This window comes from Mycobacterium sp. NGS58 (assembly GCF_059812385.1).
On the sequence record NZ_JCALCO010000003.1, the window covers coordinates 311,488 to 337,080 of the forward strand.

General features: G+C 65.3%; 25 protein-coding genes. 7 read left to right on the top strand and 18 right to left on the bottom strand.

The window, feature by feature from the left end; translation table 11 throughout:
- The first annotated feature begins 68 nt into the window (after nt 1–68).
- Nucleotides 69–827, top strand: a complete 759-nt coding sequence (locus AC5Y4H_RS05140) for an acyl-CoA dehydrogenase family protein (protein ID WP_499979193.1) — start codon at nt 69–71, stop codon at nt 825–827.
- A gap of 79 nt (nt 828–906) precedes the next feature.
- Nucleotides 907–1,176 carry a DUF4190 domain-containing protein gene (locus AC5Y4H_RS05145; protein WP_499979102.1) on the top strand — a complete coding sequence of 90 codons (270 nt, stop codon included), beginning with the start codon at nt 907–909 and terminating at the stop codon, nt 1,174–1,176.
- An 8-nt stretch (nt 1,177–1,184) separates the two neighbouring features.
- On the opposite strand, the gene AC5Y4H_RS05150 is transcribed toward AC5Y4H_RS05145, so the two are convergent.
- On the bottom strand, nt 1,185–2,372 hold the full coding sequence (locus AC5Y4H_RS05150) for an acyl-CoA dehydrogenase family protein (RefSeq protein ID WP_499979103.1): 1,188 nt from the start codon (nt 2,370–2,372) through the stop codon (nt 1,185–1,187).
- A gap of 242 nt (nt 2,373–2,614) precedes the next feature.
- Between AC5Y4H_RS05150 and AC5Y4H_RS05155 the strand changes: the two genes are divergently transcribed.
- Nucleotides 2,615–3,265, top strand: coding sequence for a TetR/AcrR family transcriptional regulator (locus AC5Y4H_RS05155; RefSeq protein WP_499979104.1), 651 nt, complete (start codon nt 2,615–2,617; stop codon nt 3,263–3,265).
- 203 nt (nt 3,266–3,468) lie between these two features.
- Nucleotides 3,469–4,308, top strand: coding sequence for a mycofactocin-coupled SDR family oxidoreductase (locus AC5Y4H_RS05160; RefSeq protein WP_036471526.1), 840 nt, complete (start codon nt 3,469–3,471; stop codon nt 4,306–4,308).
- 3 nt (nt 4,309–4,311) lie between these two features.
- Here the strand turns inward: AC5Y4H_RS05160 and AC5Y4H_RS05165 are convergent, their stop codons facing one another.
- Nucleotides 4,312–4,728, bottom strand: coding sequence for a DUF5313 domain-containing protein (locus AC5Y4H_RS05165; RefSeq protein ID WP_499979105.1), 417 nt, complete (start codon nt 4,726–4,728; stop codon nt 4,312–4,314).
- A 17-nt stretch (nt 4,729–4,745) separates the two neighbouring features.
- Nucleotides 4,746–5,237 carry a MarR family winged helix-turn-helix transcriptional regulator gene (locus tag AC5Y4H_RS05170; RefSeq protein ID WP_499979106.1) on the bottom strand — a complete coding sequence of 164 codons (492 nt, stop codon included), beginning with the start codon at nt 5,235–5,237 and terminating at the stop codon, nt 4,746–4,748.
- 85 nt (nt 5,238–5,322) lie between these two features.
- On the opposite strand from AC5Y4H_RS05170, the gene AC5Y4H_RS05175 reads away from it, so the two are divergent.
- Nucleotides 5,323–6,162: an SDR family NAD(P)-dependent oxidoreductase gene (locus AC5Y4H_RS05175; RefSeq protein ID WP_499979107.1), complete on the top strand. Its 840-nt coding sequence runs from the start codon at nt 5,323–5,325 to the stop codon at nt 6,160–6,162.
- Here AC5Y4H_RS05175 and AC5Y4H_RS05180 read toward each other — a convergent pair.
- The 10 genes from AC5Y4H_RS05180 to AC5Y4H_RS05225 all read right to left on the bottom strand — a co-directional run bounded on the left by AC5Y4H_RS05180 (nt 6,159) and on the right by AC5Y4H_RS05225 (nt 17,036).
- Nucleotides 6,159–6,968 (bottom strand): SDR family NAD(P)-dependent oxidoreductase, encoded by an 810-nt coding sequence (locus tag AC5Y4H_RS05180; RefSeq protein WP_499979108.1) that lies wholly within the window; start codon nt 6,966–6,968, stop codon nt 6,159–6,161. The two genes, AC5Y4H_RS05175 and AC5Y4H_RS05180, sit on opposite strands and share 4 nt — an antisense overlap.
- A gap of 6 nt (nt 6,969–6,974) precedes the next feature.
- Nucleotides 6,975–9,404 (bottom strand): CaiB/BaiF CoA-transferase family protein, encoded by a 2,430-nt coding sequence (locus AC5Y4H_RS05185; RefSeq protein ID WP_499979109.1) that lies wholly within the window; start codon nt 9,402–9,404, stop codon nt 6,975–6,977.
- The gene (locus AC5Y4H_RS05190; protein ID WP_499979110.1) at nt 9,401–10,399 is read right to left on the bottom strand and encodes an enoyl-CoA hydratase/isomerase family protein; all 999 of its coding nucleotides are present in this window, start codon (nt 10,397–10,399) and stop codon (nt 9,401–9,403) included. Before AC5Y4H_RS05190 ends, AC5Y4H_RS05185 begins: the two co-directional genes overlap by 4 nt.
- Nucleotides 10,400–10,401: 2 nt before the next feature.
- A complete protein-coding gene (locus AC5Y4H_RS05195; protein ID WP_499979112.1) occupies nt 10,402–11,529 on the bottom strand; it encodes a M24 family metallopeptidase in 1,128 nt (375 codons plus the stop codon).
- Nucleotides 11,519–12,772 (bottom strand): M24 family metallopeptidase, encoded by a 1,254-nt coding sequence (locus AC5Y4H_RS05200; protein ID WP_499979113.1) that lies wholly within the window; start codon nt 12,770–12,772, stop codon nt 11,519–11,521. The genes AC5Y4H_RS05195 and AC5Y4H_RS05200 overlap by 11 nt, the downstream gene beginning before the upstream one ends.
- Nucleotides 12,772–13,833, bottom strand: coding sequence for an amidohydrolase family protein (locus tag AC5Y4H_RS05205; protein ID WP_499979196.1), 1,062 nt, complete (start codon nt 13,831–13,833; stop codon nt 12,772–12,774). The genes AC5Y4H_RS05200 and AC5Y4H_RS05205 overlap by 1 nt, the downstream gene beginning before the upstream one ends.
- Nucleotides 13,834–13,986: 153 nt before the next feature.
- Complete coding sequence (locus tag AC5Y4H_RS05210; RefSeq protein ID WP_499979114.1) at nt 13,987–15,231, bottom strand: cytochrome P450; 1,245 nt, start codon at nt 15,229–15,231, stop codon at nt 13,987–13,989.
- Nucleotide 15,232: 1 nt separating this feature from the next.
- A complete protein-coding gene (locus AC5Y4H_RS05215; protein ID WP_499979116.1) occupies nt 15,233–15,427 on the bottom strand; it encodes a ferredoxin in 195 nt (64 codons plus the stop codon).
- A 10-nt stretch (nt 15,428–15,437) separates the two neighbouring features.
- Complete coding sequence (locus AC5Y4H_RS05220) at nt 15,438–16,103, bottom strand: TetR/AcrR family transcriptional regulator (RefSeq protein WP_499979117.1); 666 nt, start codon at nt 16,101–16,103, stop codon at nt 15,438–15,440.
- A 126-nt stretch (nt 16,104–16,229) separates the two neighbouring features.
- Nucleotides 16,230–17,036 (bottom strand): SDR family NAD(P)-dependent oxidoreductase, encoded by an 807-nt coding sequence (locus tag AC5Y4H_RS05225; protein WP_499979118.1) that lies wholly within the window; start codon nt 17,034–17,036, stop codon nt 16,230–16,232.
- A gap of 169 nt (nt 17,037–17,205) precedes the next feature.
- Between AC5Y4H_RS05225 and AC5Y4H_RS05230 the strand changes: the two genes are divergently transcribed.
- The gene (locus AC5Y4H_RS05230) at nt 17,206–17,973 is read left to right on the top strand and encodes an SDR family oxidoreductase (RefSeq protein ID WP_499979120.1); all 768 of its coding nucleotides are present in this window, start codon (nt 17,206–17,208) and stop codon (nt 17,971–17,973) included.
- Between the two features lie 370 nt (nt 17,974–18,343).
- The gene (locus AC5Y4H_RS05235) at nt 18,344–19,894 is read left to right on the top strand and encodes a multicopper oxidase family protein (RefSeq protein WP_499979200.1); all 1,551 of its coding nucleotides are present in this window, start codon (nt 18,344–18,346) and stop codon (nt 19,892–19,894) included.
- Nucleotides 19,895–19,896: 2 nt separating this feature from the next.
- Here the strand turns inward: AC5Y4H_RS05235 and AC5Y4H_RS05240 are convergent, their stop codons facing one another.
- From AC5Y4H_RS05240 to AC5Y4H_RS05260, 5 genes are read right to left on the bottom strand one after another with little or no spacing between them, the layout of a single operon-like run.
- On the bottom strand, nt 19,897–20,715 hold the full coding sequence (locus tag AC5Y4H_RS05240; protein ID WP_499979122.1) for an alpha/beta fold hydrolase: 819 nt from the start codon (nt 20,713–20,715) through the stop codon (nt 19,897–19,899).
- Nucleotides 20,712–21,701 (bottom strand): cyclase family protein, encoded by a 990-nt coding sequence (locus AC5Y4H_RS05245; RefSeq protein ID WP_499979124.1) that lies wholly within the window; start codon nt 21,699–21,701, stop codon nt 20,712–20,714. Before AC5Y4H_RS05245 ends, AC5Y4H_RS05240 begins: the two co-directional genes overlap by 4 nt.
- Nucleotides 21,689–22,516: a coniferyl-alcohol dehydrogenase gene (locus tag AC5Y4H_RS05250; protein WP_499979127.1), complete on the bottom strand. Its 828-nt coding sequence runs from the start codon at nt 22,514–22,516 to the stop codon at nt 21,689–21,691. The genes AC5Y4H_RS05245 and AC5Y4H_RS05250 overlap by 13 nt, the downstream gene beginning before the upstream one ends.
- A gap of 41 nt (nt 22,517–22,557) precedes the next feature.
- Entirely contained in the window at nt 22,558–23,859 is a 1,302-nt protein-coding gene (locus AC5Y4H_RS05255) for an LLM class flavin-dependent oxidoreductase (protein ID WP_499979130.1), read from the bottom strand.
- 2 nt (nt 23,860–23,861) lie between these two features.
- Entirely contained in the window at nt 23,862–25,589 is a 1,728-nt protein-coding gene (locus AC5Y4H_RS05260; protein WP_499979202.1) for an FAD-binding protein, read from the bottom strand.
- Nucleotides 25,590–25,593 lie beyond the last annotated feature (4 nt).

Consider the following 25,593-nt stretch of genomic DNA (forward strand, 5'->3'; position numbering starts at 1 on the left):
CCCCCCCGGTAGACACCGAGTCAGACCCCGAATCGCTGCGCCTGCTTACGGAGTCGCTGCGGACGACGATGAGCGCCGCCTCGGGAGCCAAGCTCGATGCGGCGCTGACCGATTTGGGCTGGCGCGACATGCTCGACGAAATGCCCGCTATCGCAATCCCTCTGGTGTTCAGGTTGCTCGGCGAGACGGGCGCGCACGCGCCCGTGCTCAACGACGTTGTGCTGTGTGCGGCCGGCGACGCGCCCGGGGGCACGCTGCCGCTGCCGTTCGCCGGCGGCTCCTGGGTGCTGTGGGAACGCCGCCATCACCCCGGCTCGGGGATCGACGAGTTGCTGCCGATACATCCTGTCCCGCAGGAGGATCCCTTGCCGTCAGCCGCGCTGCATGCGGGTTGGCGAGCCGTAGGGTGGTGGCTGGTCGGCACCAGCCGCGCCATGCTGTCGCTGGCTCGCCGGCATGCCGTGGACCGGGTTCAATTCGGCCGCCACATCAGCTCGTTCCAAGCGATCCGGCACCGGCTGGCCGAGACACTCGTGGCGATCGAGGGCGCCGAGGCCACACTGCAAGCCGCGACGGAATGCGATGATGCGCAAGGCCTGGCTTCCCTGCTGGCCAAGGCCGCGGCCGGTCAGGCCGCGCTGACCTCCGCGCGCCACTGCCAGCAGGTACTCGGCGGAATCGGCTTCACCGCCGAGCATCCGCTGCACCACCACATCAAGCGGTCGCTGATTCTCGACGGGCTGCTGGGCAGCTCTCGAGAACTGACGCGTGTGGCGGGAAAAGCGTTGGTGGCGGCCGGTTCTGCACCGCGGCTCGCGCAGCTGTAACGTTGCCGCGCACGGCAATGGGCCGGCACCGCCATGGTGCCCGCGTAGACTCATCCCGAGACCAAGAGGATGGGACGTGATGAACCAGCCGGACGTGCCACAGAACCAGTTCGGCGTCGCCTCGCTATTGCTGGGCCTGGTCGGACTCGTCACTTGTTGGTTGCTGCTTGGAGTGCCGTTTGGCATCGCAGCGGTGGTGACGGGTGACATCGCCCGGCGGAGGGTTGCCCGCGGGGAGGCGAACAATCCCCGAACCGCCGTGGCCGGCATCGTTTTAGGGGCGATCGCAATAGTGGCTGGTCTCGTCGCCATCGGCTATTACGCCCAGCTGGACGCCCGGAAGCACTGACGCTCAGATCAATTGCGCGGCAGCCCGAGTATGCGTTCGGCGATGATGTTGCGCTGAATTTCCGAGGTACCGCCGGCGATGGTCGCCGCGAAGGTGCGGGTGTACCGGTCGAACCAGCTGCCATAGTGGCTATCCAGGTTGAGCGGCGCGACGGGAGCAGTAACCGCACGCAATGCCAATCCGTCGCCGTCCTTGGCGTTGAGGGCGTCCTCGCTGGCGCGTTGCATCGCCTCCGAGCCGAGCAGCTTGAGCATCGACTGGGCGGGGACGTCCTCTTCGCCACGGGCGGCCTTGGCCAGCGTCGCCGACCCCAGCAGCCGCATGGCGTAGACGTCCATCACCAGCGTCGCGTAGCGATCCCGCTGCACCGGACCCGCGGGGCCGGACTCGACCGTCAACGCGTGCAGCATGTCCGCGTAATCCAGCCATAGCATCGCGCGTTCGTGGCCGAGCGAACCGGTGGCGACTCGCCAGCCGGCGTTGAGCTCGCCCACCAAGTTCTCGGCCGGCACCCGTACGTCGGTGAAGAAGACCTCGTTGAAGTCGACGTCGTCGATGTCGCCTACCGAGGCGAACGGGCGGCGGACCACACCGGGGGTGTCGGTCGGAATCAGTAAAGCGCTGATGCCCTTGTGTTTTGGCGCGTCCGGGTCGGTGCGCACAAATGTCAGCAACACATCGGCGTGATGGGCTCCAGATGTCCACACCTTCTGCCCGTTGACGACGAAGTGGTCGCCTTCTGAATCAGACGAGCACACCGCGCGCGTCTTCAGCGAGGCGAGATCCGACCCCGCGCCGGGTTCGCTCATCCCCAGTGACGCGGTGATCTCGGCGCGCAGGATGGGCACCGCCCAGCGCTGCTTCTGTTGGGGCGTGCCGAATGACAGCAATGACGCCGCGATGATGCCCACACCCTGAGGATTGAAGCTTTGATAGATGCGCCGCCGCGAGAGCTCTTCGTGGTACACGTATTGCTGCAACAACGTGGCGTTGCGGCCGCCGAACTCCGGCGGGTTGCCGGGCTGCAGCCATCCGTTGTCGAACAGCAATCGCTGCCACCGGCGGGCCCACTCCGGGATATCCGAACTCGATTGCGGCCGCACGAACACCTCGGCCTCGGAAGGCAGATGCGTTTCGAGGAAGGCCACGAACTCGGCGCGGAACGCCTCCACGTCGGCGTCAAAGGTCAGCTGCACAACACTTCCCGGGGTGGTCCTGAGCAGGCCGCTCCATCGGTAGATCCGGGTTTCCGCCGACGACGCGGTGCGCTCTTGCGATTAAGCTTCCATACACACGTCTGAGAGAATAGTATTCTCGTCGTAAGAAAGTTACAATCTCCGACACGTGATCCGTGAGGGGGTCGAGCGCAGCGATGTCACGGCGTTCTCCGGTAGAGTCCAACCATGTTCTCCCCTCGCGGCAATCAACTGAGTCGGCCGTGACCAATCCAAGCGAAGAGCCGGCCTGGAAGCAGCGTGCCGTCGAGCGGTCCATCAAGACGGCGAAACTGCGCGCCGCGCAACGTGTTCAGCGCTTCCTGGACGCGGCCCAGGCCATCATCATCGAAAAGGGCAGCACGGACTTCACCGTGCAGGAGGTCGTGGACCGCTCCCGCCAGTCATTGCGCAGCTTCTACCTGCAGTTCGACGGCAAACACGAGTTGCTGCTGGCGCTCTTCGAGGATGCCCTGAGCCGATCGGCCGACCAGATCCGCGCGGCGACCGAGAGCCAATCCGATCCGTTGGAGCGGCTGCAGGTCGCCGTTCAGCTCCTGTACGAGGCATCGCGCCCGGACCCGACGGCCAAGCGCCCACTGTTCACCGATTTTGCCCCACGGTTGCTGGTGACGCATCCCGCCGAGGTCAAGGTCGCCCATGCCCCGCTGCTCGCGTTGCTGACAGAACTGATGGACGCGGCGCACGACGCCGGGAAGTTGCGCAACACCATCAATCCCAAACGGGTGGCCGCCATGACCATGCAGACCGTCATGTTCATCGCGCAATCGAGCGGCGGGCCGGACGACGCGACGATGCACCCCATTACCGCCGATGAGGTGTGGGACTTCTGCTCGCGTGGATTCGTCGCGTAGCGCATTCCCCGCACCTCACGTTGAGCAAATAGCGAACGGCGTTTGCCGGTGAGAATGAGATTCTCTAATATCTAGAATCACAAGTAGCCAAAACGGATTCGTCATTGACACCCGCGACGACCAAATGACAGAGTTCAAGGGCGGCAAGACCCGTGGCCCGGGTGAGGCGTGCCGAGCAGATCAAGTGGGGAGTTGAGGAAGCCATGACCGGACGTGTTGAGGGCAAGGTCGCTTTCGTCACCGGAGCGGCACGCGGTCAGGGCCGTGCACATGCGGTGCGGTTAGCCCAGGAGGGCGCCGACATCATCGCCGTCGATATCTGCAAGAAGATCGACACCGTGGATCTGATCGCCGCCTCCACGCCGGAGGATCTGGCCGAGACCGCAGACCTGGTGAAGGCGCAAAACCGTCGGATCTACACCGCCGAGGTCGATGTCCGGGACTACGACGCGCTCAAGTCGGCTGTCGACACCGGCGTCGAGCAGCTCGGCAAGCTCGACATCATCGTCGCCAACGCCGGCATCGGCAACGGCGGCCAGACGCTGGACAAGACCAGCGAGACCGACTGGACGGCTATGATCGACATCAACCTTGCGGGAGTGTGGAAGACCGTGAAAGCCGGTGTGCCGCATATCCTTGCGGGCGGCAACGGCGGCTCGATCATCCTCACCAGTTCGGTCGGTGGCCTCAAGGCCTACCCGCACACCGGCCACTACGTCGCCGCCAAGCACGGTGTGGTGGGCTTGATGCGCACCTTCGCCGTCGAGCTCGGTGCGCAGAACATCCGCGTCAACTCCGTGCACCCGACCAACGTCAACACCCCGCTGTTCATGAACGAGGGCACGATGAAGCTGTTCCGTCCCGATCTGGAGAACCCGGGTCCCGAGGACATGAAGGTCGTCGGCCAGTTGATGCACACCCTGCCTATCGGCTGGGTCGAGCCCGAGGACATTGCCAATGCGGTGCTGTTCCTGGCGTCCGACGAGGCGCGTTACATCACCGGCGTCACGCTACCCGTCGACGGCGGCAGCTGCCTGAAGTAGAAGTTAGAACGGGCTGCTGTTGGACTGCCACTCCGCCGATTCGGGTCGCGGCCCGTAACGGCGGATGTAGTCCTCGTGCATCCGTGCCTGTTTGCGGCGGGCGATCACGTCGACCAGGTTCGGGTCGAGCCCATGCACTGCCAGCCGGTGCCGGCGCCAGACCTTATTGAGGGCGAGGGTTATCAGCAGCGCCCAGATATACAGCGGCGCGGTCATCTCCGTGTGCACGTAGAGTGACGCCGGCAGCAGCCAGAACGGAGCAAGGACCAGCAGGGGCGGTATCGCCCACCTGATCATGTGCCGCCGAATGGCTCCCTCCCCGGCCAGATCGCGGGCTACCCAGGTGCGCATCGAGTCGGGCAGACGCCGGCCGTAGGAATAGCCGATCCGTTGCCAGAGATTGGGTTTCGCGTCGGTCATGGTGGCTCCTCGGGGTGTCATGATTCCAATGCGCCGGCCGTCAGGGCGGCGGCATTGATACGGGTGAGGACCCGATGTAGGTTCTCGAGTTCGGACAGCTCGACCCCAAGCCGTGCCACGACGGCGGGTGGAATCTCAAGTGCTCGCTCCCGCAAGGCGATTCCACGCTGCGTCAACATCACGTCGGTGCTGCGCTCGTCACCCGCATTCCTGGCGCGGGTGATCAATCCCTGCCCCTCCAGGCGCTTGAGCATGGGAGACAGCGTGGCCGAATCCAATTGCAACGCGGTGGCGATCTGCTTGACCGACAACGGGAACTGATCCGCCATGGGGGTCTTTCGGTGATCCCACAGTGCCAGCATCACCAGATATTGCGGATGGGTCAGGCCGAGCGGCTCTAGCAGCGGCCGATACACCGCCAAGACCGCCCGGTTGGTCGTCGCCAGCGCGTAACACACCTGGTGCTCAAGGGCTAGCGGGTCGACGTCGCGCGCAGTGGGAGCGGCCATATATGTATGGTGCCCTAATAGTTAGGGTGCTATCTACATGACGTCTCTCACACCGCCCCCTGGGGTGGTAATACGCTCGGAATCCATGGACGGTTTCGAGGGTCGGGGGGCGGTCATCACCGGCGGTGCGAGCGGCATCGGTTTGGCCACCGCCACCGAATTCGCCCGCCGAGGGGCCCGCCTGGTGCTGGCCGACGTCGATCATGCTGCATTGGAAAGGGCCGTGTCGCACCTGAAGGGCGAGGGGTTCGACGCGCACGGGGTGACGTGCGACGTGCGGCACCTCGATCAGATGGTTCGCCTGGCGGAGGAATCCTTTCGGCTGCTGGGTCAGGTCGATGTGGTGTTCAGCAATGCGGGCATCGTCGTCGCGGGTCCGCTCGCGTCGATGACGCACGAGGACTGGCGCTGGGTGATCGACATCGATCTGTGGGGTTCGATCCATGCCGTCGAGGCGTTCGTGCCGAAGTTGATCGACCAGGGCAAGGGCGGCCACATCGCCTTCACCGCGTCCTTTGCCGGGCTGGTGCCCAACGCCGGCCTCGGAGCGTACGGCGTTGCCAAGTATGGGGTCGTCGGGTTGGCCGAGACGCTGGCCCGAGAAGTCAAGGAAAACGGCATTGGCGTTTCCGTACTGTGCCCGATGGTGATCGAGACCGGGTTGGTCGCGAACTCCGAACGAATTCGCAGCGCGGATGACGGGCTCGCGTCAGCGCCCGACCTGACGAGTGGGTTCGGGCAGCTTCCACCGACGCAGGATGACACTGTGTCGGTCGATGGCGTCGCGCGGCTCACCGCCGACGCGATTTTGGCCAACCGCTTGTACATCCTGCCGCACGAGGCGGCCCGGGCGTCGGTCAGGCGCAGGTTTGAGCGCATCGATCGCACCTTCGACGACCAGGCCGCCGAAGGGTGGAAACACTAGCCGGACGGGCCCAGCCGGTAGGCCCCGGTCTGCGGATCGTGGTACCAGCCGCCGGCGGCATGGGTGCCACCGTCGACGTGTAACGTTTGCCCGGTGAGATAGGCCGACATGTCGGAAGCCAGAAAGACAGCGGTGCAGGCGATTTCATCGACATGGCCGGGGCGTCCGAGCGGGACGATGTTCCCCATGGCACTGGCCGCGGCCTCGCTGTTGAGCGCGGTCAGGCCCTCGGTGAGGGTGATGTCGGGCGCTATCGCGTTGACCCGGATGCCATGAGAAGCCAGTTCCAGCGCCGCGGTTTTCGTGTAGTTAATGACGCCGGCCTTGGCCGCCGCGTAGGCCGCGTAGCCCGGCGCGGCACGCACGCCCTCGATCGACGTCACCGAAATGATGCTGCCGCCAAGGCCGGCGGTGACCAACTGCCGGGCCACTCGCTGGGTGCAGAGCAGCACGTGTCGCAGGTTCGCCTTATACAATGCGTCCCAGCCGTTTTCGCTGGTCTCGAGCAACGGTGAGGAGAACGCACCGCCGGCGTTGTTGACCAGGATCGTCGGCGTGCCGAGTTCGGCGGTGGTCCGCTGCAACGCGGCGTCGACCTGCTCGCCGTCCCGGACGTCGGTGACAATCCCAAGGCCGCCAACGGATTCGGCTGCCTGTACGCAGGTCTGCGGGTCGCGCTCCCAGACCGCCACTTTGGCGCCGAAGGCAGCCATCCCGGCGGCGATGCCGCGGCCGATGCCCGCTCCCCCACCGGTCACCACCGCCACGCGGCCGGTGAGCAAAATGTTCGACGGGTCGATTGCCACGGTCGATCAGCTCCTGGCGCGCATGCTCGGTGCGCGGCCGATCACGCCGTCGGCCTCCAGGCCGGCGATGTCCGAGTCGGACAAGCCCAGCCCGGACAGCACTTCGTAGTTGTGCTGCCCCAGCAGGGGTGCATGCTGGGTGTGGAACTTGTGGGGCCCGGCTGAGAACCTCATAGGCACGGTGCTGAGCCTAGCCGGACCGTTGACCGGATGGTCGACCTCTTCGAAGAAGTCCCGAAACGCCAACTGTTCCAGTTCGGTCTGACGGTGCGGTTGCATGACTTTGGCCACCGGCACGCCCGCGTCCCACAGGGTCTCGACGATCTCGTCGCGGCTACGCTGCCCGCACCATGCGGCGAGTCGCTCATCGATGGAGTCGTGGTGCGTGCGCCGCCCGGCTTCGGTCGACAGCCCGGGATCGGTTGCCCAGGAGGGTGATCCGAGCGCCCAACACAAACAGTTCCACTGGTCATCGGTGGCCACTGCGATGGCGACCCAGCAATCGAGGCGGCCGAACTCGTCGATATCGGCACTGAGGTAGAGGTTCTGCGGCGCCGCGGTCGGTCCCCTGTTGCCGGCGCGCTCCAGCAGCGTGCCGTAGGCCGAGTACTCGATGACTTGCTCGGCGGCGATGCTGAGTGCGGCATCGACCATCGCCGCCTCGACGAACACACCCTCGCCGGTGCGGCGCCGGTGCTCGATCGCGAGCAGTATCGCGTTGAGTGCGTGGACGCCGGCGTTGGGATCACCGATCGAATAGGGGTCGTAGGGCGTGCGATCGGGGTAGCCGGTGAGCCAACTCACGCCGGACGCCGATTCGATCACGTAGGCGAACGCCGGGTTGTCGCGCCATGGCCCTTCGAGGCCGAACCCGGGCATCCGCACCAACACCGCGTCCGGCCGAATCGATTGAACAGTGCTGAAATTCAGTCCGATCTGGTCAAGCACCCGCGGCGTGAAGTTCTCCACGATCACATCGCACGTCGCGATCAGCTCACGCAGCAATTCGCGACCGCGCGGACTCTGCAGGTCGAGGGTCAGCCCCTTCTTGTTGGTGTTGAGGGCCTCGAAGATGGGCGACTTCTCCCACCACTGGTCCTCGGTCAGCGGTATGCCGGCGATCATCCGTGTGCCATCGGGGCGTCGGGTGGATTCGACGTGGATGACCTCGGCACCGAGTAAGGCCAAAGCATGGGTGCAGCACGGCCCCGCCCAGAAGGTGGTCATGTCCACGACCCGAAGTCCACTCAGCGGCAACGCTTTCGCCTCACCTGTCGGCGCGGGCCGCGCCGGAAGTTCTGCGGCGCGGTAGCACTCGGTGTGTTCGCCCAGCCGCGGAGCCGGTTGCGGTGGCCGTAACCGCGCGGGCCGCATCCGATACGGGTGACTCGGCTGCTGGAATCCGTCGCGCGGATTACGCACGAATGAGTCGCGCTCCACGAACTGATCGAAGGTTGTGACGTTGGCACCGTTGGCGACCGGGGCGTTGGGAATACGGAATGCCGAGGCCAGTTCCCGGATTTCGTCGACGGGAGTGCCGGCGAGCCAGGAAAAGATCTCGTCGGCGTGGATGTTGGCCTGCTCGGTGATCGACAGCGGCGATTCCTCGTCGATCCATTCCGGATGACCCACCATGGCGCACAGGTCGAACCATTGTTGCGCCGTCCCGCAGCCGAGATCCACCAGACCATCCTTCGCCTGAGCCACTCCCGGAATCGTGGGCCGTCGCATGTCTCGCCATGGGCGGCCGAGCAACTCGAAGTAGGAGACCGGGTAATAGGTGAGGCAGAGGATCTGTGTTTCCAGCATCGAGAGATCCAGCAGTTCGCCTGCGCCGCCTTCGATTCGGCGCCACCGTGAGGCCAGGGTTGCCACGCTGGCGTGGACGCCGGCCAGGTATTCGCCGGCCTGACCGCCGACGAAGACGGGCGGACGCCGCTGCTCGCCCCGGCCCAGCCCGACGATCCCTCCCGACCAGGCCTGCAGCGTGAACTCGGTCGCCGGGCGGTCTCGCCAGGGACCTTCCAGCCCGAATGGTGTGATCGAGGTGACGGTGAGGTGCGGGTGGCGGCGGTGGACGGCGAACGGTGTGAAGTCCGGGTGCCCGGCCAGTGTCGAGCCGGCCGACCACACCACCGAGTCGGCGGAAGCCAGCAGCCGGTTCACCAGCTCGGTGTCGTCATCGCTGGTGGGATCGGCCACCACGCTGTGTTTTGCTCCGGCCAGGAAGCTGAACAAAGCGCCGTCACCACCGGCCGCGATCGCGGCGCCCGAGGCCGACCACCTGCGCAGCGGATCACCCTCTGGCGACTCGACTTTCACGACATCGGCGCCGCCGTCCGCAAGCAGTTTGGTGCAGTAGGCCCCGGCTATCCCGGTGGACAGGTCGATCACCGTGTAACCGGTCAGGGGCGGTTCGACGCGGTGCGGCGTCACGATTTCTTTTTCTTCGCTTTGGCGTCCTTGCCGGGACGCGCCTTCTTGCGCGCCTTCTTGCTGAGCCGCCATTCGGCGGGGAACTTGTCGTCGTTGTCCCTGACCGCGTCGCCCAGACCACGCCTCATCGCGTCGTCAAGCATCAGCTCGTCACCAACGTCCGGGCGGACGCTGCCGCCCATCGACTCGAAGACACCGCTCAGCACGCTGCCCAGGTATTCGCCTTGGAACTGCTTCATGATCTCGAAGAAGACCTTCTGCATGAAAACCGTGTCAGTGGGCCGGTTTCTCGCGCAGGCCAAGGCATATCTCTCCACCTCTGCCTGGAGTTCGTCCCGTGGCACCACGCTGTTGAGGAAGTTGCAGTCATACATCTCGGCGGCGGTGAAAGCCCTTCCGGTGAACACCATTTCCTGGAACTTACGAATGCCCATGGTCTGCGCCCACCACCACATGCGGGGACCCCAGCCGTAGTACCGAAACGACGGATGCCCGAACAGTGCGTCGTCGCTGGAGATGACCAGATCGGCATCGGCGGCCTGGTAGAAGTGCCAGCCGTAGCAGTAGCCCTTGGCCTCCAGGATGCTGATCTTCTTAAAGTCCTGCAGGCCGCGGATGCCCGAATTCGGGTTGGCGTACCACTGGCCGAGGGTGGCGCCGTTGCGAAACGAGCCCCGCGGCGGATGTCGGACTTCGTCAGCTCCGATCCGATATTCCGCAAGCCGCTGAGCCTGGTCCGCCGCGTCGCGTATCCGCATGACCTCGGTCAGGTCCGCACCGGAGCCAAGGTCGTCGCCGGCTCCCCGGATCACCACAACTTTGACGTCGTCGTCGACGTTGGCCCGGTGCAACAAGTCCGCATAGCGCAGCCGCGCGGCGATCGTCGGCGCGTTGAGATAGTCCGGCCGGTCGAACGTGATCGTGGCGATCCGCGTCGCGGCGTCTTTGTGATACCGGATGATCTCTTCGGCCGCCGGTTCCGAGGGCTCGGGCATGGCTAGGGCTGCCAGAACGGGCTCGCAGTAAGCACTTCGGGGCCATCCGCGGTGATCAGGACCGCTTCCCGTCCGAATACCGCGCCGACTCCTTCTTGCCACACGTAGCCCGTCACGGCCAGCACCATCCCGGGCTCCAGACTGTCGTCGGCCGCGGTGGTAGGCAGATGTTTGGAGACGACGGGTGGGTCGAAGCCCATACCCAGCCCGCGGGCCACCGGCATCGGCGGCTCGGGCTCGCCCGCGGCCTGATAGGCGCCGAGCAATTCGTCCGCTCCCGTGCCGGGCCGGCAGGCGGCAATTAGCTTGTCCCACAGTCGTTCCCAACGCACACGTAGTGCGGCGCCACCGCTGGGCACACGCCGGTTGTCGGCGGGCCAGGTCCGGCCCACTTCGCCGACGTAGCCTCCCGCCAGAACTCCGGCGGAGAACGCCACCAGATCGCCATCCTGGATACGATCATCGCCGTGGGCACGCCGCCAGGGGTGCTCGCGCGATGTCACCCATGCGACGTCTTGATTCGACGGCGTGCAAACACCGCCGGCCGCCGAAGCTTCCAACAAAACACCGGCCAGCGCCTGTTCGGTAACCCCTGGCCGCAATTCGGAGACCGCCACTGCCAGCGCCGACTCGGCCACCGCAACGGACTCGCGCAGCGCGCCGATCTCCTCGTCCGTCTTGATGCGCCGCGCGGCCCGCATGGCCAGCTCGCCGTCGACCAGCTGCGCATTGGGGAACGCGGTGGGCAGGAGCTGAGCGAAAACCGGTGAGAGCGCGTCGGTTCCGACGCGCCGTGCGGTTGCCGCACCGTCGATGCGGCCCAGCGTCGCCATCGTGTTCATCGCGTTCCACGAGATGCCGTAGAGGTTCTCGTGGGGGATGTCCTCGGGAATTCCCTCATCCCAGGTGCTGAGGAGGTGCACGGCGCCGGTCTCACGCACCAGCACGCAGGTCGGGCCGAACGGCCGGGTGCCGGCGACCCACAGCTGCGGAGCCCCGGTGACGTAACGGACATTGGCCTGCCGGCCGAGGACCAGCACGTCGAGATCGTGTGCCGCCATCTGGTCCAACGCCCGCTGGCGGCGCCCCAAGCGGAGCGTGCGCTCGTCAGGACAAACTTCAACCGACATGGGAGCCATAGGGGTCATAGGGGTAGTTGGTCAAGCGAATCCAGCCTTCCTCGGTGATCACCAGGACCTCTTCGCTGCGGTAGCCGCCGGTACCGTCCTCCCACACGACGGGCTCCAGCACCAGCACCATCCCGGATTGCAGGACGAAATTCTCGTCGAAGTCCTGGCCGAGATCGGTTCCGATCATGGGCATTTCGGCGGCGTTGACGCCGATGCCGTGTCCCAGGTAAAAGTGCGGCAGCCATGGTTTGGCGCCGCCGTTGGCCCTAATCGCGGCCCGTCCCAGGTCCGCCGCCGTGGCACCGGCCTTCGCGACACCGAGCACCGCGCTCATGATCTCGAACCACTTGTCGAACTGCGCACGCTGACGCGGCGACGGATCCTGGCCGACGATCCAGGTGCGCCCGAAGTCGGAGCAGTAGCCCTGATAGGTGATGCTGACGTCGGTCCACAACACGTCACCTTCGGCCAGCTCGCGTTCGGTGGTCAGCAGCGGCAGCGCCAAATCGCCGTGCGTGGTCCAGACTCCCTCCGCCTTGCTCGGCGGCATCACCTGCCAGATCGGCTCCAGCATGCTGGCCGTGGCGCCCAGCTCGAAGGCGCGGCGCAAAAAGCTTGCCGACAAATCGATCTGGCGGATGCCGGGGGCCAGGCTCTTCTGGACCTCGACCATCGCTTCGTCGGTGATCCGGATGGCAGTGCGCATGCAGGACAATTCGTCCGGCGTTTTGACCGACTTGGCGGCGCTGACGATGGCCGCGGCGTCAACGGGTGCGCCACCGGGAAACAGGAGCTTCGTGGCGCGCGACATGGCGCCGGTGAACTCGTCGACCGCGATGACCGCTTTGGCCGGAATGAGGTCGGCCAGCTGCCGCGCGAAATGCTCTACGCCCTCGTCGAATTCGAGGTAGACCGGCCCGTGCAGGTGGTCGGCAGGCAAGTCCGACTCCTGCGAGGCTCCCTCGCGGAAGGGCAGGAACAGGTGCGGCCGTTCGTCTTCGGCGAGCACCACGGCAACCGGCCGCTCGACGTAGGACAATCCGGCGTCGCCGAGTGGCCAGCTGGCACCGGTGGCGTAGACCACCGCATTGTTGCCCAGCAGTATCATCGCGTCGACGCCGCGCTCGGCCATTGCCGAACGCAGCCGGGCCCCGGTCTCGCGGCGCAGGCGGGCCAGGTCCGCTGTTTCGGGTATCACCAGCCCATCAACGGTATTGGTGTCCAGTTGCGCGAACGTCGTCACTACAGGCCCAGGAACTTCGTGACGTTGCCGCTGACGATCTTCACCGCGTCCTCCGGGCCCACCGCATCGACGACGGCTTTCAGCGATTTTTCGGAATAGCCGTAAGTGCTTTCGTTGTGCGGATAGTCGCTCGACCACATCACCTTGTCCACCCCGATCTGGTCGATCAGCTGTAGCCCAAGCGGGTCGACCATGAACGACGCGCTCATGTGGGTGTCCCAGTAGTAGCGCGGCTCGTGCTCCAGGTTCCGGTTGAACATGTGTTGGTACGACCCCATCAGGTGGTCAGCATCCTGCAAGGCCCAAGGCACCCAGGCGATCCCGCCCTCGAACCAGCCGATGCGCAACCCAGGATGATCATCGAGAATGCCGGTGAAGAGGTACTTGGCGAACTGCTCGCGGAAGCCGTCGATGTTGATCATCATGCCGACCACGACACTGTTGAACTGACAAGGGGTTTTCGGAGGGGTCTCACCGATGTGGTGGGTCACTGGGAGGCCCGCGGCTTCGATCTCGTCCCAGACCGGTTTCATCGCGGTGCTGCCGTAGTCGATCACGTTGCCGTCGTCATCCTTGCCCGGGTTGAGTGGCAATAGGAAAGTCTTGAGGCCCAATGCCTTCAGCTCTTCCAGAGTCTTGCGTGTACCCTGCGGGTCCCACCAGTTGATCAGGCCGGCGCCGTAGAAGTGGCCATTCGAGCGCTCCTGCAGCTCGGCCATGTATTCGTTGTAGATGCGGAAGGCGAGCTCGCGAAGTTGCTTGTCGGGGTAGTGAAACAGCGCCAGCACCGCGTTGGGGAACGCCAGTTCCTTTTCGACGCCGTCGTCGTGCAACTCCTGGATCCGGGCCTCGATGTTGGTGCTCGCGGCGCCGGGCAGGTCGTCGTACTGCATCAGCACGGCGCTGAAGTCGCCCGGTAGGAAGGACTGCCCCTTGCGGCCGACCTGGTAGGCACCGTCCTCGTACCAGATCCGCGGCGCCTTCTCCTTCAGGTCGTCCGGAAAGCGTCGATAGAAGATGTCATCCGCCAGCGAAATGTGGTTATCGGCCGAGAAGACCACCGTCCCCTGCGGCAGACCGACGTCGCTGCCCGCGGCGTGGCCGTGCCGATCCTTGGGAGCGCCATAACCTCCGGGCGGGTAGAGCGTGCTTGTGTGAGTCGTCATCGTTGACCCTCCATTCGGATCCGCAGTTTTGATGAGTAGCTAGCTGGGTTACCAGGTCACCGGCAGTTCGTAGACGCCGTAGGCGAGTCGGTCGTCCTTGAACGGAACCTCCTCGATCGGAATGGCAAGTTGCAGAGAGGGAATGCGGCGGGCCAGCGTGTGGAAGACGATCTGCAGTTCGGCGCGGGCCAGCTGCTGTCCCACGCACTGATGCCGGCCGTAGCCGAAGGCGACATTGCGGTCGGCGCCCGAGCGGTGCAGGTACAGACGGTCCGGTTCGGCGAACGCGTCCGCATCCCAATTGGCCGGGGCCAGATCGATGATGATGCCTTCGCCGGCACGGATCGTCTCGCCGGCTATGTGGATGTCTTCGAGCGCGACACGGCGCTGGCCGTTCTGAATGATGCTGAGGTAGCGCAAGAGTTCTTCCACCGCGCTGGCGACCACCTTCGGATCTTTGGCATCGCGGATGACGGCCAGCTGGTCCGGATTTTCCAGCAGCGCGAGCACGCCCAGCCCGATCATGTTGGAGGTGGTCTCATGCCCGGCGATCAGGAGGCCGGTGCCAAGCTGGGCGGCCTCTTTCACGCTGAGCTCGCCGGCCTTGACCCGCTCGGCGAGGTCGGAAACCGCGTCCTCGGCCGGATTGTCCATCTTCGCTTCGACCAGCTGGGCGAGGTATTTGTTCAGATTCATCGCGCCTTTGACCGTGTCCGCACCCGTGGCGTAACGCGCGAGGCCGATGTTGGCGTGGTGCTGGAACATGTCGGCGTCTTCGTAAGGGACACCCAGCAGCTGGCTGATCACCAGCGAGGGCACCGGCAGCGCCAGTGCGGTGACGATGTCGGCGGGCTGCGGTCCGGCGAGTATCGCGTCGATATGGTCGTCGGTGATCCGCTGAATGGTCGGGCGCAGGTTCTCGACTCGCTTGAACGTGAAGGGCTTCGACAACATGCGCCGGAACCGGGTGTGCTCCTCGCCGTCGGCGGTGAAGACCGACCGCGGGCGCTTGTGCACCGTCGAGAGCATGCCTTCGTTCCAGTGCGGAAATCCCGGCTGGCGGTCGTCGACGCTGACCCGCGAATCCGAAAACAGTTCGCGCACTTGCTCGTAGCCGGTGATGAGCCACGGTGTGCTGCCGTCCCAGATGCGGACCCTGGACAGCGGCCTGGCTTCCGCCAGTGCCATGACGTCCGGCGGGGGCGCGAACGGGCAGCGCGGCTGCCTGGCCATCGGGTAGTCCGGGATGTCGGAGGTCTGCGCTGTCGCGGTGCTCGCCAATGTGTCTGACATGTCATTCCTCGATGTGGATGGCGAGTGCGGGGCAGGCGGCCGCCGCCCGCCGCGCGCCTTCGCCCTGTTCGGCCGTCGGGTTGGGGTTGAGGAGGACGACGACGCCGTCGTCATCGCGCTGGTCGAACACTTCGGGCGCATTCATCACGCAGTTCCCCGAGGAGGCGCAAACGTCTTGGTCGACAGTCACTTTCATCCGCGGGTCCTTACTCGTACGCCGTCACAGGCGCCAACCACAGGCCCACGATCGCGTCGATGATCCCGGATGCCGCAGCCCGCCATGACCGATGGGACGTCAATGCGCCTGTGGCAAAGGCGCGTTCACGATCGGCGCAGGTGTGCATCAACAGATTTCGAGCCATGATGTTGCGTTCGAAGTGGACGTCGGCAGGCAGGTTGGGCAGGCACCGGTTGAAGCCGTCGACGACCTGGACCAGCGACGGCGAGCTGAGCGCGCCCTTGACGATGATGTTGTAGTAAGCGGGATCAGTCATGGCCTGGGCGGCGAAGCGCGCGTACCAGGTCGGGTTTCCGAGCTGCTCCAGGTGATCGGTGAGTGGGCGCACCAAACAGGCCACCCAGGATCGCAACTCGCCGGATCCGCCCGATGCCATCAGGTCGGACACCATGTGCTCGCGGAGTGCCTCGACGGGTCCGCGGTGCTTGTGCTCGATCGCGCGTACCAGGTCGGCCTTGGTGCCGAAGTGGTAACCGACGGCGGCATTGTTGCCCTGGCCGGCGGCCTCGCTGACCTGCCGGTTGGACACCGCGAACATGCCGTGCTCCGCGTACAGGCGCTCGGCCGCCACCAGGATGGCCTCCTGGGTGGAAGTGGCCCGATCGGTGCGAACGGTCCGGCCGGCGGTGGTCATTGGAACAGTCAACCTCGCGCCGGAGTTTAAGTCAAGCGATTGATTTAAATTGGCCGGCCCGTGCGCGCTGCGGTGGGTGTGCAACACGGCGGGGCTGCAGCGCGCACTCCCGGGCCTTCGGCGCTGTCATCCGTGCTTCTTGGATCGGATCACCTTGCCCGCCACCGTCCCGCCGTCGACCGGCAGCACGGTACCGGTGACATAGCGCGAGCGCTCGGTGGCGAAGTACAGCGCCGCTTCGGCGACGTCATCAGGAGTGCCCTCGCGCTTCAGCGGGCGGTCATCGCGCATGCCCTGGCGAATCCGCGCCTCGAATTGCTTCAGCTGTTCGGGGTCCATGCCGGCCGCCGACTTTCCCAGAATCGGCGTGGGGATGCTGCCCGGTGCGATGGCGTTGACACGAATATCGTGGTAGGCCAACTCGATCGCCGCGGCCTTGGTGAATTGGATGACGGCCGCTTTGGACGCGCGATAGGTCATCACGCCGCCGCCGGCCTGGATGCCGCCGATCGAGGAGATGTTGATGATCGACCCGCCCCCGTGTTCGGCCATGTGCCGCGCGGCATCTCGGGTGCCCGCCATCACCCCCAGCACGTTGACCCCCATCACGCGGTGGAAATCGCTGAGGTCGTCATCCAGCAACTTGCGCAGCGGGCTGGAAATCCCGGCATTGTTCACCATGATGTGCAGGCCGCCGAACTTTTCGACGGCGCCGGATACCAGCGCTCCCACCTGGCCGGGGTCGGAAACGTCGGTCCGCAGGAACACTGCGTTGATACCGAGCGAATTCGCCAGCGCCTCGCCGCGATCGGTCTCGACGTCGGCGATGACGACCCGCGCGCCCTCGGCCACAAACCGCTCCGCGAGCCCGCGGCCGATACCGGACGCCGCGCCGGTGACGATGGCGACCTTGCCGTCCAATTCGTTAGCCACACGACGAGTTAATCGGCGGACACGGCGTTAAGTCAAGCAATTGATTTAACGACCGGCGGGCGGCGCTGCTCTGAAATCGGCCTGCCGAGCGCTCGCCGGGGTTCCGGCCCGCCGACGTGTAGGCCATGCTGGGGAAGGCCGGTTCATCGGGAAACTGAAAGGCATGATCATGAAGGTGTTGGTAATCGGTGGCAGCGGGCTGATCGGATCACAGGTCGTCGCCAGGCTCACCGAGCTGGGACACAATGCGGTCCCGGCGTCGCCAAGGACGGGCGTCAATACCGTGACCGGCGAAGGTCTTGCCGAAGCGGTCGCCGGAGTCCACACAGTCGTGGACGTGTCCAATTCCCCGTCCTGGGCCGACGACGACGTCCTGAATTTCTTCACCACATCCACGCGCAACCTGGTCGACGCGGAGCGGGCCGCGGGCGTGCAGCATCACGTCGCGTTGTCGATCGTGGGCGCCGACCGGGCCGCCGAAAGTGGCTACATGCGGGCGAAGGTTGCACAGGAGAAGGTGATCGTGGACTCGGGGGCACCCTATTCGGTCGTGCGGGCGACTCAGTTCTTCGAATTCGTTGACGGCATTGCCGATTCGTTCACCGAGGGCGACACCGTTCGCGCGCCGCATGGGGCATTCCAGCCGATTGCCGCCGCGGACGTGGCCCTTGCGGTCACTCGTGCGGCGACGGGTGATCCCGTCAACGGGGTGATCAATATCGCTGGTCCCGAAAAGGACGGTATGGACGACTTCATCCGGGCCCGGTTTGCGGCGACGGGTGATGCGCGCACCGTGGTGACGGATAATAGTGCCCGGTATTACGGTGCCGTGCTGGATGACCGCAGCATCGTTCCGACCGACGACGAGGATGCGATCATCTACCCGACCACCTTCAGCGAGTGGATGGCAGCGCAGACCCCGAGCACCACCCAATAAGCGAGTGGATGGCAGCGCAGACCCCGAGCACCACCCAATAAGCGAGTGGATGGCAGCGCAGACCCCGAGCACCACCCAATAAAGCGAGTGGATGGCAGCGCAGACCCCGAGCACCACCGGATAAAGTCTGAAGGACGGCTCCGACGGGGTACGGCTCGGTCCACATACGTTTGGGCACAACGGCACTGACGTCATCCAGGCGCCATTCCGGGCGCGCGCGATACTGGAGAGGTCTAGCGCGGGCGGTTGCGCTCCGCCTAGCATCCAAGCGAGAACGTTGGCGCGAGCCGATGACAAGGAGCACCAGTTGTCCGCGCAATCCACGAGTGGCGTCCCCTTCGACGGAACTCGGTTCACCAGGCGTGGTTTCATGGCCGCGGGCATCATCGGAGGGTTGGCGCTGACAGGCTGCAGCCAATCCAAGCCGCAGCCGCCGGGGAGTTCCCGGATGGCCGCGGTCATCGCCGAAGCCGAGGCTGCCCGGCCGCACAGTGGCCGCACCGTCAGCGCCAAGCTGACACCCCAGCAGGCCCAGGTCGACCTGGGCGGGCCGATCGTTCGCACGCTGGCCTACGGCAACAGCATCCCGGGTCCCGTGATCCGTGCCAGCATCGGTGATGAGGTCGTGGTCACGGTGTCGAACGGACTCGATCATCCGACGTCGGTGCATTGGCACGGCATCTCCCTGCGCAACGACATGGACGGTGCCGAGCCGGCGACACCCGACATCGCACCCGGCCACGACTTCACTTACCGGTTCTCCGTATCGAATTCGGGTACCTATTGGGCACATCCACACACCGGTCTGGACGCCGACACCGGTCTCTATCTGCCGGTCATCGTCGACGACCCGACCGAGGGCAACTACGACGCCGAATGGATCGTCGTCCTTGACGACTGGACCGATGGCGTGGGTAAGAGTCCTCAGCAGCTCTACAGTGAACTGAGCAACCCGAACAAGCCCCCGCCGAACGCGCCCGGAACGACGACGTCGACGACCCCGACGACCTCGACGACGACGGAGACATCCCCCACCACGTCGACGTCGAACGAGACGACCGCCTCGACGAGCCCCGCACCGCCGTCCTCGCAGGCGACCGTCGGTACCAGCGACCTCCTCGGTGGCGACGCCGGAGACATCGCCTACCCGTCCTATCTGATCAATGGCCGAATTCCTGCTTCTCCCACGATGTTTGATGCCAAACCCGGCCAGCGCATCCGCATCCGCATCATCAACACCGCCGCCGACACCACCTTCCGGGTCGCACTCGCCGGCCACGCGATGACCGTGACTCACACCGACGGCTATCCCGTGGTCCCGACGCAAGTCGATGCGCTGCTCATCGGGATGGCGGAACGCTACGACGTCACCGTGACCGCCGCGGACGGCCTCTTTCCACTGGTCGCGGCCGCTGAAGGCAAGAACGGCCTGGCGCGCGCATTGCTCTCCACGGGTTCGGGCAGCGCGCCAGACCCGCAATTCAAACCTGACGAGCTGACAAAGCGCGTGGGTACCATCGAGATGTTCACGGCCACAACGCCGGTCAACCTAGGACGTACCGACCCCAACCTCAACCTCCCCGTGGTGCTGGGCGGCAACATGATGCAGTACAATTGGACGATCAACGGGGAGCCTTACGGCCAGACCGATCCTCTGCACGTCCAGCAGGGCCAACGGCCCACCCTCACGTTCGACAACACCACGATGATGTATCACCCAATTCACCTGCACGGGCACACGTTCCAGGTGATCGGGACCGACGGCGGCCCGGGCGCACGCAAGGACACCGTCATGGTGCTGCCGAAGCAGAAGCTTCGCGCCGTGCTTGTTGCCGACAATCCGGGCACCTGGGTGATGCACTGCCACAACATCTATCACCAGCTAGCGGGAATGATGACCCGCGTGGACTACGTCTTCTGAATTCAGGCCGCGTCCAAAAAGTCCATCAGCAGCTGGTTGACCACCGAGGGCTGTTCAATCTGGGGGCAGTGCCCGGCCCTATCGACCACGACCGAACGGGCCCCGTCGATCTGCTTGGCGATCTCGGCGGCCCAACCGGTCGGCAGGAGCTTGTCTCCCGCCCCTTCGACCACAAGCGTTGGCACATCGATGCGTTCGTAGGCTCGTGTGGTCGACGGGGTCGCGGACGGCGTGGCACCGGGGCGACGAAACCTGGCGGCAGCGATGGCCTCCCATGCCCCCGGCGCGATGCTCGACTCGTGTCGGCGGGCCACGTAATCGTCGTCGGCGGGATAGCCGGAATCGAAGAACAGTGCTGCGACGATGCGGCGCATCGCCGGCAGCGTCGCGTCATAGTTCTGCAGCGCCTCGAAATGCTCGTTCTGTTGTATCGCCCCGCCGCCGCAGATGATCACCAGGCTGCGCACGGGTAGCGAAGGCGTGCCCGATGTGGCGTCGGTGAGCAGATTGATGGCTCCCATCGAATTGCCGACGAAGTGCGCCGAGTCGACGCCTAGCAGTTCGCAAAACCGCGCCACATGCCGAATCCGCATGCCACGGCCGTCGACGAAGTCGATGACCTTGGCGGACTCCCCGAACCCCAGCTGGTCCGGCGCCAGCACCCGGTGCCGCGCGGCAAGCGCTTCGATATTGCGCTCCCAGCCGAGCTCGGCACCGGCGCCGAACTCACCTCCGTGCAGCAACACCACCGGGTCGCCTTCGCCGGCTTCCAGATAGCTGGTGGTCAGCCCGTCAACCGAGATGGCCTTTCGCCGCATCATTTGATCGCGATCGGGTTCACCGGTGAGCCGACTGCCCCAACGAATCTCAGCGGTGGTGCGATGAGCTGGAACTCGTACACGCCGTCGGCGGCACAGTCGGCCGCCAGCGCGGTCAGGTCCCAGTACTCGCCGAGCATCAGACCCATGTCGCGCAGCGTCAGCAGGTGGAATGGCAAAAACACGCCGTCGACCCCGGACACGGGGTCCTCGACTTGGAGGTTGTCGGACGCGACCGCGGCGATCTCGTGGTCGTGCAGCCACTGCGCGCATCGCCAGTCCAGGCCGGAATACCGTTCGGTCTTGTTTCCGGTCTGCAGATACCGTGTCCACCAGCCGGTTTTGATGAGCACGATGTCGCCGCGCCCGATCGTCACTGCCTGGGCGCGGACGACATCGTCCAATTCTTCGGGGGTGATCGGATTTCCGTGCTCCAGGAAGACCTCCGCGCCGCGATGGCGGACCAGATCCAGCAGCACGCCGCGCGACGTGATGCCCTTAACGTCCACCTTTTCGATGCCGAGGCGGCGGGCGCCGAGGCTGGTCACCGAACCGGCGGGGATCCCGTTGTAGAGCTGGTCGTCGTAGTAGACGTGTGACAACGCATCCCATTGGGTGGCCGCCTGCAACGGCATGATGATCATGTCGTCGTTGAACCGGAACAGGTTGTCGACGAAGTACGGGCCCATCTGCGCCGCCGTCGGGTTCCGGTCCCAATCGGGGCCATACTGCGCCAGCGTGCTGGCGTCGCCGCCGTCCACCGTCATCACGTGGATCGGGTTGTGCCGAAAACCGAAGGCGCCCTGCGGCCCCGACGAGCCGAAGTCCACGCCGAGTGCAAACACCTTGCCGTGCCGGACCAGACTTGCGGCCTGGGCGATCTTTTCCTCGGTGATGAAGTTCAGCGTGCCGAGTTCGTCGCTATCGCCCCAGCGGCCCCAGTTGCTGACATCGCTTGCGGTCCGGCGAAAGTCGGTTACACTGGCCACGGGGCACGCCCTTCCTCGAGTTCACGCGCGATTGCGGCGCCCACGTTTCCGCCGTCGACCCACAACACTTGGCCCGAAATATAGCTGGCGGCAGCGCTATTCAGAAAGAGCAGGACCGAGGCCTGCTCGCCGGGGCTGGACACGCGGCCCAGCGGCTTGGGAATGTCGTCGAGGAAGCCCTGTCCGTATGCCGTGCGCAGCTGGTCGAGGATCGGAGTTTCGGTCACCCCGGGACCGGTGCAGTTGATGCGGATTCCCCGCGCGCCCAGTGGCGTTGCGCTGCGCATGGTGTACAGGATGATCGCTTCCTTGGACAACTGATAGCCAGTGCCCAGGGCATCGGGATGCTCGGCGCACCAGCAAATGCCCTCCTGCATCGTCGCAGTGGAAAGCAACGGCGCCACCTCTCCCAGGTGCTCCCGGTACGCGGCCGCCGCGAGCGACGACACGCTCACGATGGACGACCCTTCGACCATCTTCGGAATCAGTGCCTCGGTGGCGTGGCGCATCCCCAAGAAGTTGATCGTCACGACGAGTGGCGGGTCGCCAACGCCGGACGACACGCCCGCGACGTTGAACAGTGCGTCGATTTGTCCGGCTACCGCCGCCACCGCCGAGTCGATCGATGTCTGGTCGGACAGATCAACCTCATGGAACTCGTCGACCGCGAAGTCCGGTTGCCGTTTGTCCAGCCCGATGACTTCGGCACCAAGCTCGGTGAGCTGACGCACCACGTGTTCGCCGATGCCGGAGGCACATCCGGTCACCACCGCCCGACGGCCGTCGTAGCGCCACAGCGCGTCGATCTCTGCCAAGGCTCGCCTCGAAATTCTCCCGACTCAGATGCCGTCCGAAACTACTTCTGCTGTTCCTTTGCGCGCTGCGCCGCCTGCACGCGGCCCTCGTTGATCTCCGCCATGGCCTCGGGGATCTCGCTGGCGGTGAACTTACCGCCGCGACCGGTCGGGAGTCCACCAAACGAGTAATCCTCGTCGAATTGCGGTGCGGTCGATTTCGGCCGGCGCGCCTCCACCTTTTCGATGACGGGCTCCAGGCGCTTCGCCTTTTCCGCCACGGCCTTTGCGTCCCGCTCGATGAATTCCGGCAACACCTCCTTGCCCATCAACTCGATGGATTCCATGGTGCCTTCGTGGCTCCGGGGGTTGAGCAGCAAGATGATCTCGTCGACTCCGCTCTCCTCGTAGCCGCGCAGGAACTCGCGCACCGTGGCCGGAGAGCCGATGGCACCCCGGCCGGGTCCGTACGCCAGCGTCGGATCCTTCTCCACCTCTTCGAGATAGCGCTTCCAGACTCCGGTGCGCCCGGGCGTGTGCACCCCCGTCATGTAGTAGTGCATGATCCCGAATGAGAAAAAGCCACCGCCCTGCCCGAGCCGCTGCAGCGCCTGCTCGTCGGTTTTCGCCACCATCATGGACAGGTCCCCGCCGATGGCCAAGATGTTCGGGTTGATCCGGGGAGTGACCGGCACGCCGTTCTCCTCGAACTCCTTGTAGTAGCCGTTGACCCGCTCGGTCAGGGGCCCTGGGCCGGTGTAGGCGAAACTCAAGGCGCCGATTGCCTTTTGGGCGGCCATCTGCACGCTGGCCGGCCGCGTGCAGGCGACCCAGACCGGCGGGTGCGGCTTTTGCAGCGGCTTGGGAACGACATTGCGAGCGGGCATTTGGAGGTGTTCGCCGTTGAACCCGGTGAACGGCTCCTCGATCATGCAGCGGATCGAGACCTCGAGGGCCTCTTCCCACTGTGCCCGCTTGTCGGCGGGGTCGATGTTGAACCCGCCGAGTTCACCGACCGACGACGACTCGCCGGTACCGAATTCGACGCGGCCGTTGGAGAGCAGGTCGAGGGTGGCGATGCGCTCTGCCACCCGGGCCGGGTGGTTGACCATCGGCGGCAGGTGCATGATGCCGAATCCCAGTCGAATGTTCTTGGTCCGCTGGCTGGCCGCGGCCAAGAAGATCTCCGGTGCCGTCGAGTGGCAGTACTCCTCGAGGAAGTGGTGCTCGGTCAGCCACACGGTGGAGAAGCCAGCTTTGTCGGCGGCCTCGACCTCGTTGAGACAGTCCTGCAGCATGACGTGTTCGTCGTCGGGCGCCCAGGGCCGCGGCAGGGCGAATTCGTAGAACAGCGAGATTTTCATCATTACCTCCTATGAGTATTAAGGGCTCGGTTGGCTGTTTGGGACGCGACGTGTTTCGCCGCGACATAGCCGAAGGTCATGGCTGGGCCGATGGTCGCGCCGGCACCGGCGTAGCTGCGACCCATCACCGGTGCGGAGGTGTTACCCACCGCGTACAGGCCGGGAATCACGCTGCCGTCGGTCCGCAGCACGCGTGCGTGTTCGTCGGTCAGTAGGCCGCCCGAGGTCCCGAGGTCCCCGAGAACTATCCGGAAGGCGTAGTACGGCGGGTCACCGAGCGGATACAGGTTCGGGTTGGGCAAGGTGTGGTCGCCATAGTAGTTGTCGTACACGCTGTCGCCGCGGTTGAAATCGTCGTCGTGACCCCTGTGGGCGAGTTCGTTGAAGCGGCGGGCGGTTTCGGCGAGCTGGTCGCCGGGCACGCCGATCTTGGCCGCCATTTCCTCCCATGTCATGGCCGCTTTGACGACGCCCGATTCCAGCCAGGCCGGGGGGATCTTTCGGCCGGTAGGTACCGGCGCTCCCGGAATCTTGGGTATCGGCAGGTGTCCCCCGACGACGTAGCGGGTGAACGATCGGTGGTCGGTGATCAGCCAGCACGGAATGTGCGTGACGCCGGATCGCTGGCCCTCGATCATGGCGTGACCGAAGTCCATGTAGGGAGCCGCCTCGTTGATGAAGCGCTTGCCCGCTCCGTTGACGATGAACTGTGCCGGCATCATCCGTTCGTTGAGCATGAACTGCATACGGCCGTCCGGCCACTGGATTGCCGGGAACCACCAGGCCTCATCGAGCAGTTCCGTTGCGGCGCCGACCTTTTGGCCAGCACGGATCCCGTCGCCCATCGCCGCGGGATTCCCGAAGCTCCAGTCCTGGTCCACCTCGGGCAGATGTTCCTTCCGCCAGGCGAGGTCGTGGTCGAATCCGCCGGACGCCAGGATGACGCCCAGCCGCGCACCGATTCGCTGAGCCTTGCCCGCGCGCTCGACTACCGCGCCGGTGACCGATCCGTCTGCGCCGGTGAGGAGCTGCACCATCGGCGAGTCCAGCCAGAGCGGGATGCCGCGGTCCCGCAGCGCCAGCCGGAGCCGGGCCGCCAGCGACTGGCCGATGGCCGCCATCCGCTCGCCGAACACTCTGGCCCTGACCATTCGCCCAATCAGCTTCAGCAGCACGCCTTTGCCCGCCCACGACTGCCTGATCCGATAGAACGTGCGCAGGTCTTTAGGCCCCAACCAGATTCCCCTCGGGGCAAGGGCCAGGGGCTGCAACAGCTTCTGTTCGTCGGCGCCCAACTTCCGCAGGTCGATGGCGGGCACGTTGATCGTGCTGCCCAGTTCGGAGCCACCGGGCAACTCGGGGTAGTAGTCGGCATAGCCTGGCTTCCAGACGAATTCGAACCATCCGGACAGCTGCTCCAAGAACTGCAGCATCTGCGGCGCGGTCTCGACGTACTGCCGCAGCCGTGCCTCGCTGACCAGTCCGTCGGTGATCTGTTTGAGGTAGCCGACGACGGCCTCGGGCGAGGGCACATAACCCTCCCGCCGCTGGGCGGGTGCCCCTGGCACCCAGATGCCGCCACCGGACAATGCGGTGGAACCACCGAAGTGGGAGGACTTTTCGATGACCAGCGCGTCGAGCCCGGCGGCCTGCGCCGTCAGTGCCGCCGTCATGCCGCCGCCGCCGGACCCGACGATGAGCACGTCGACAACGTAATCGAAACCGTCCAGTGCG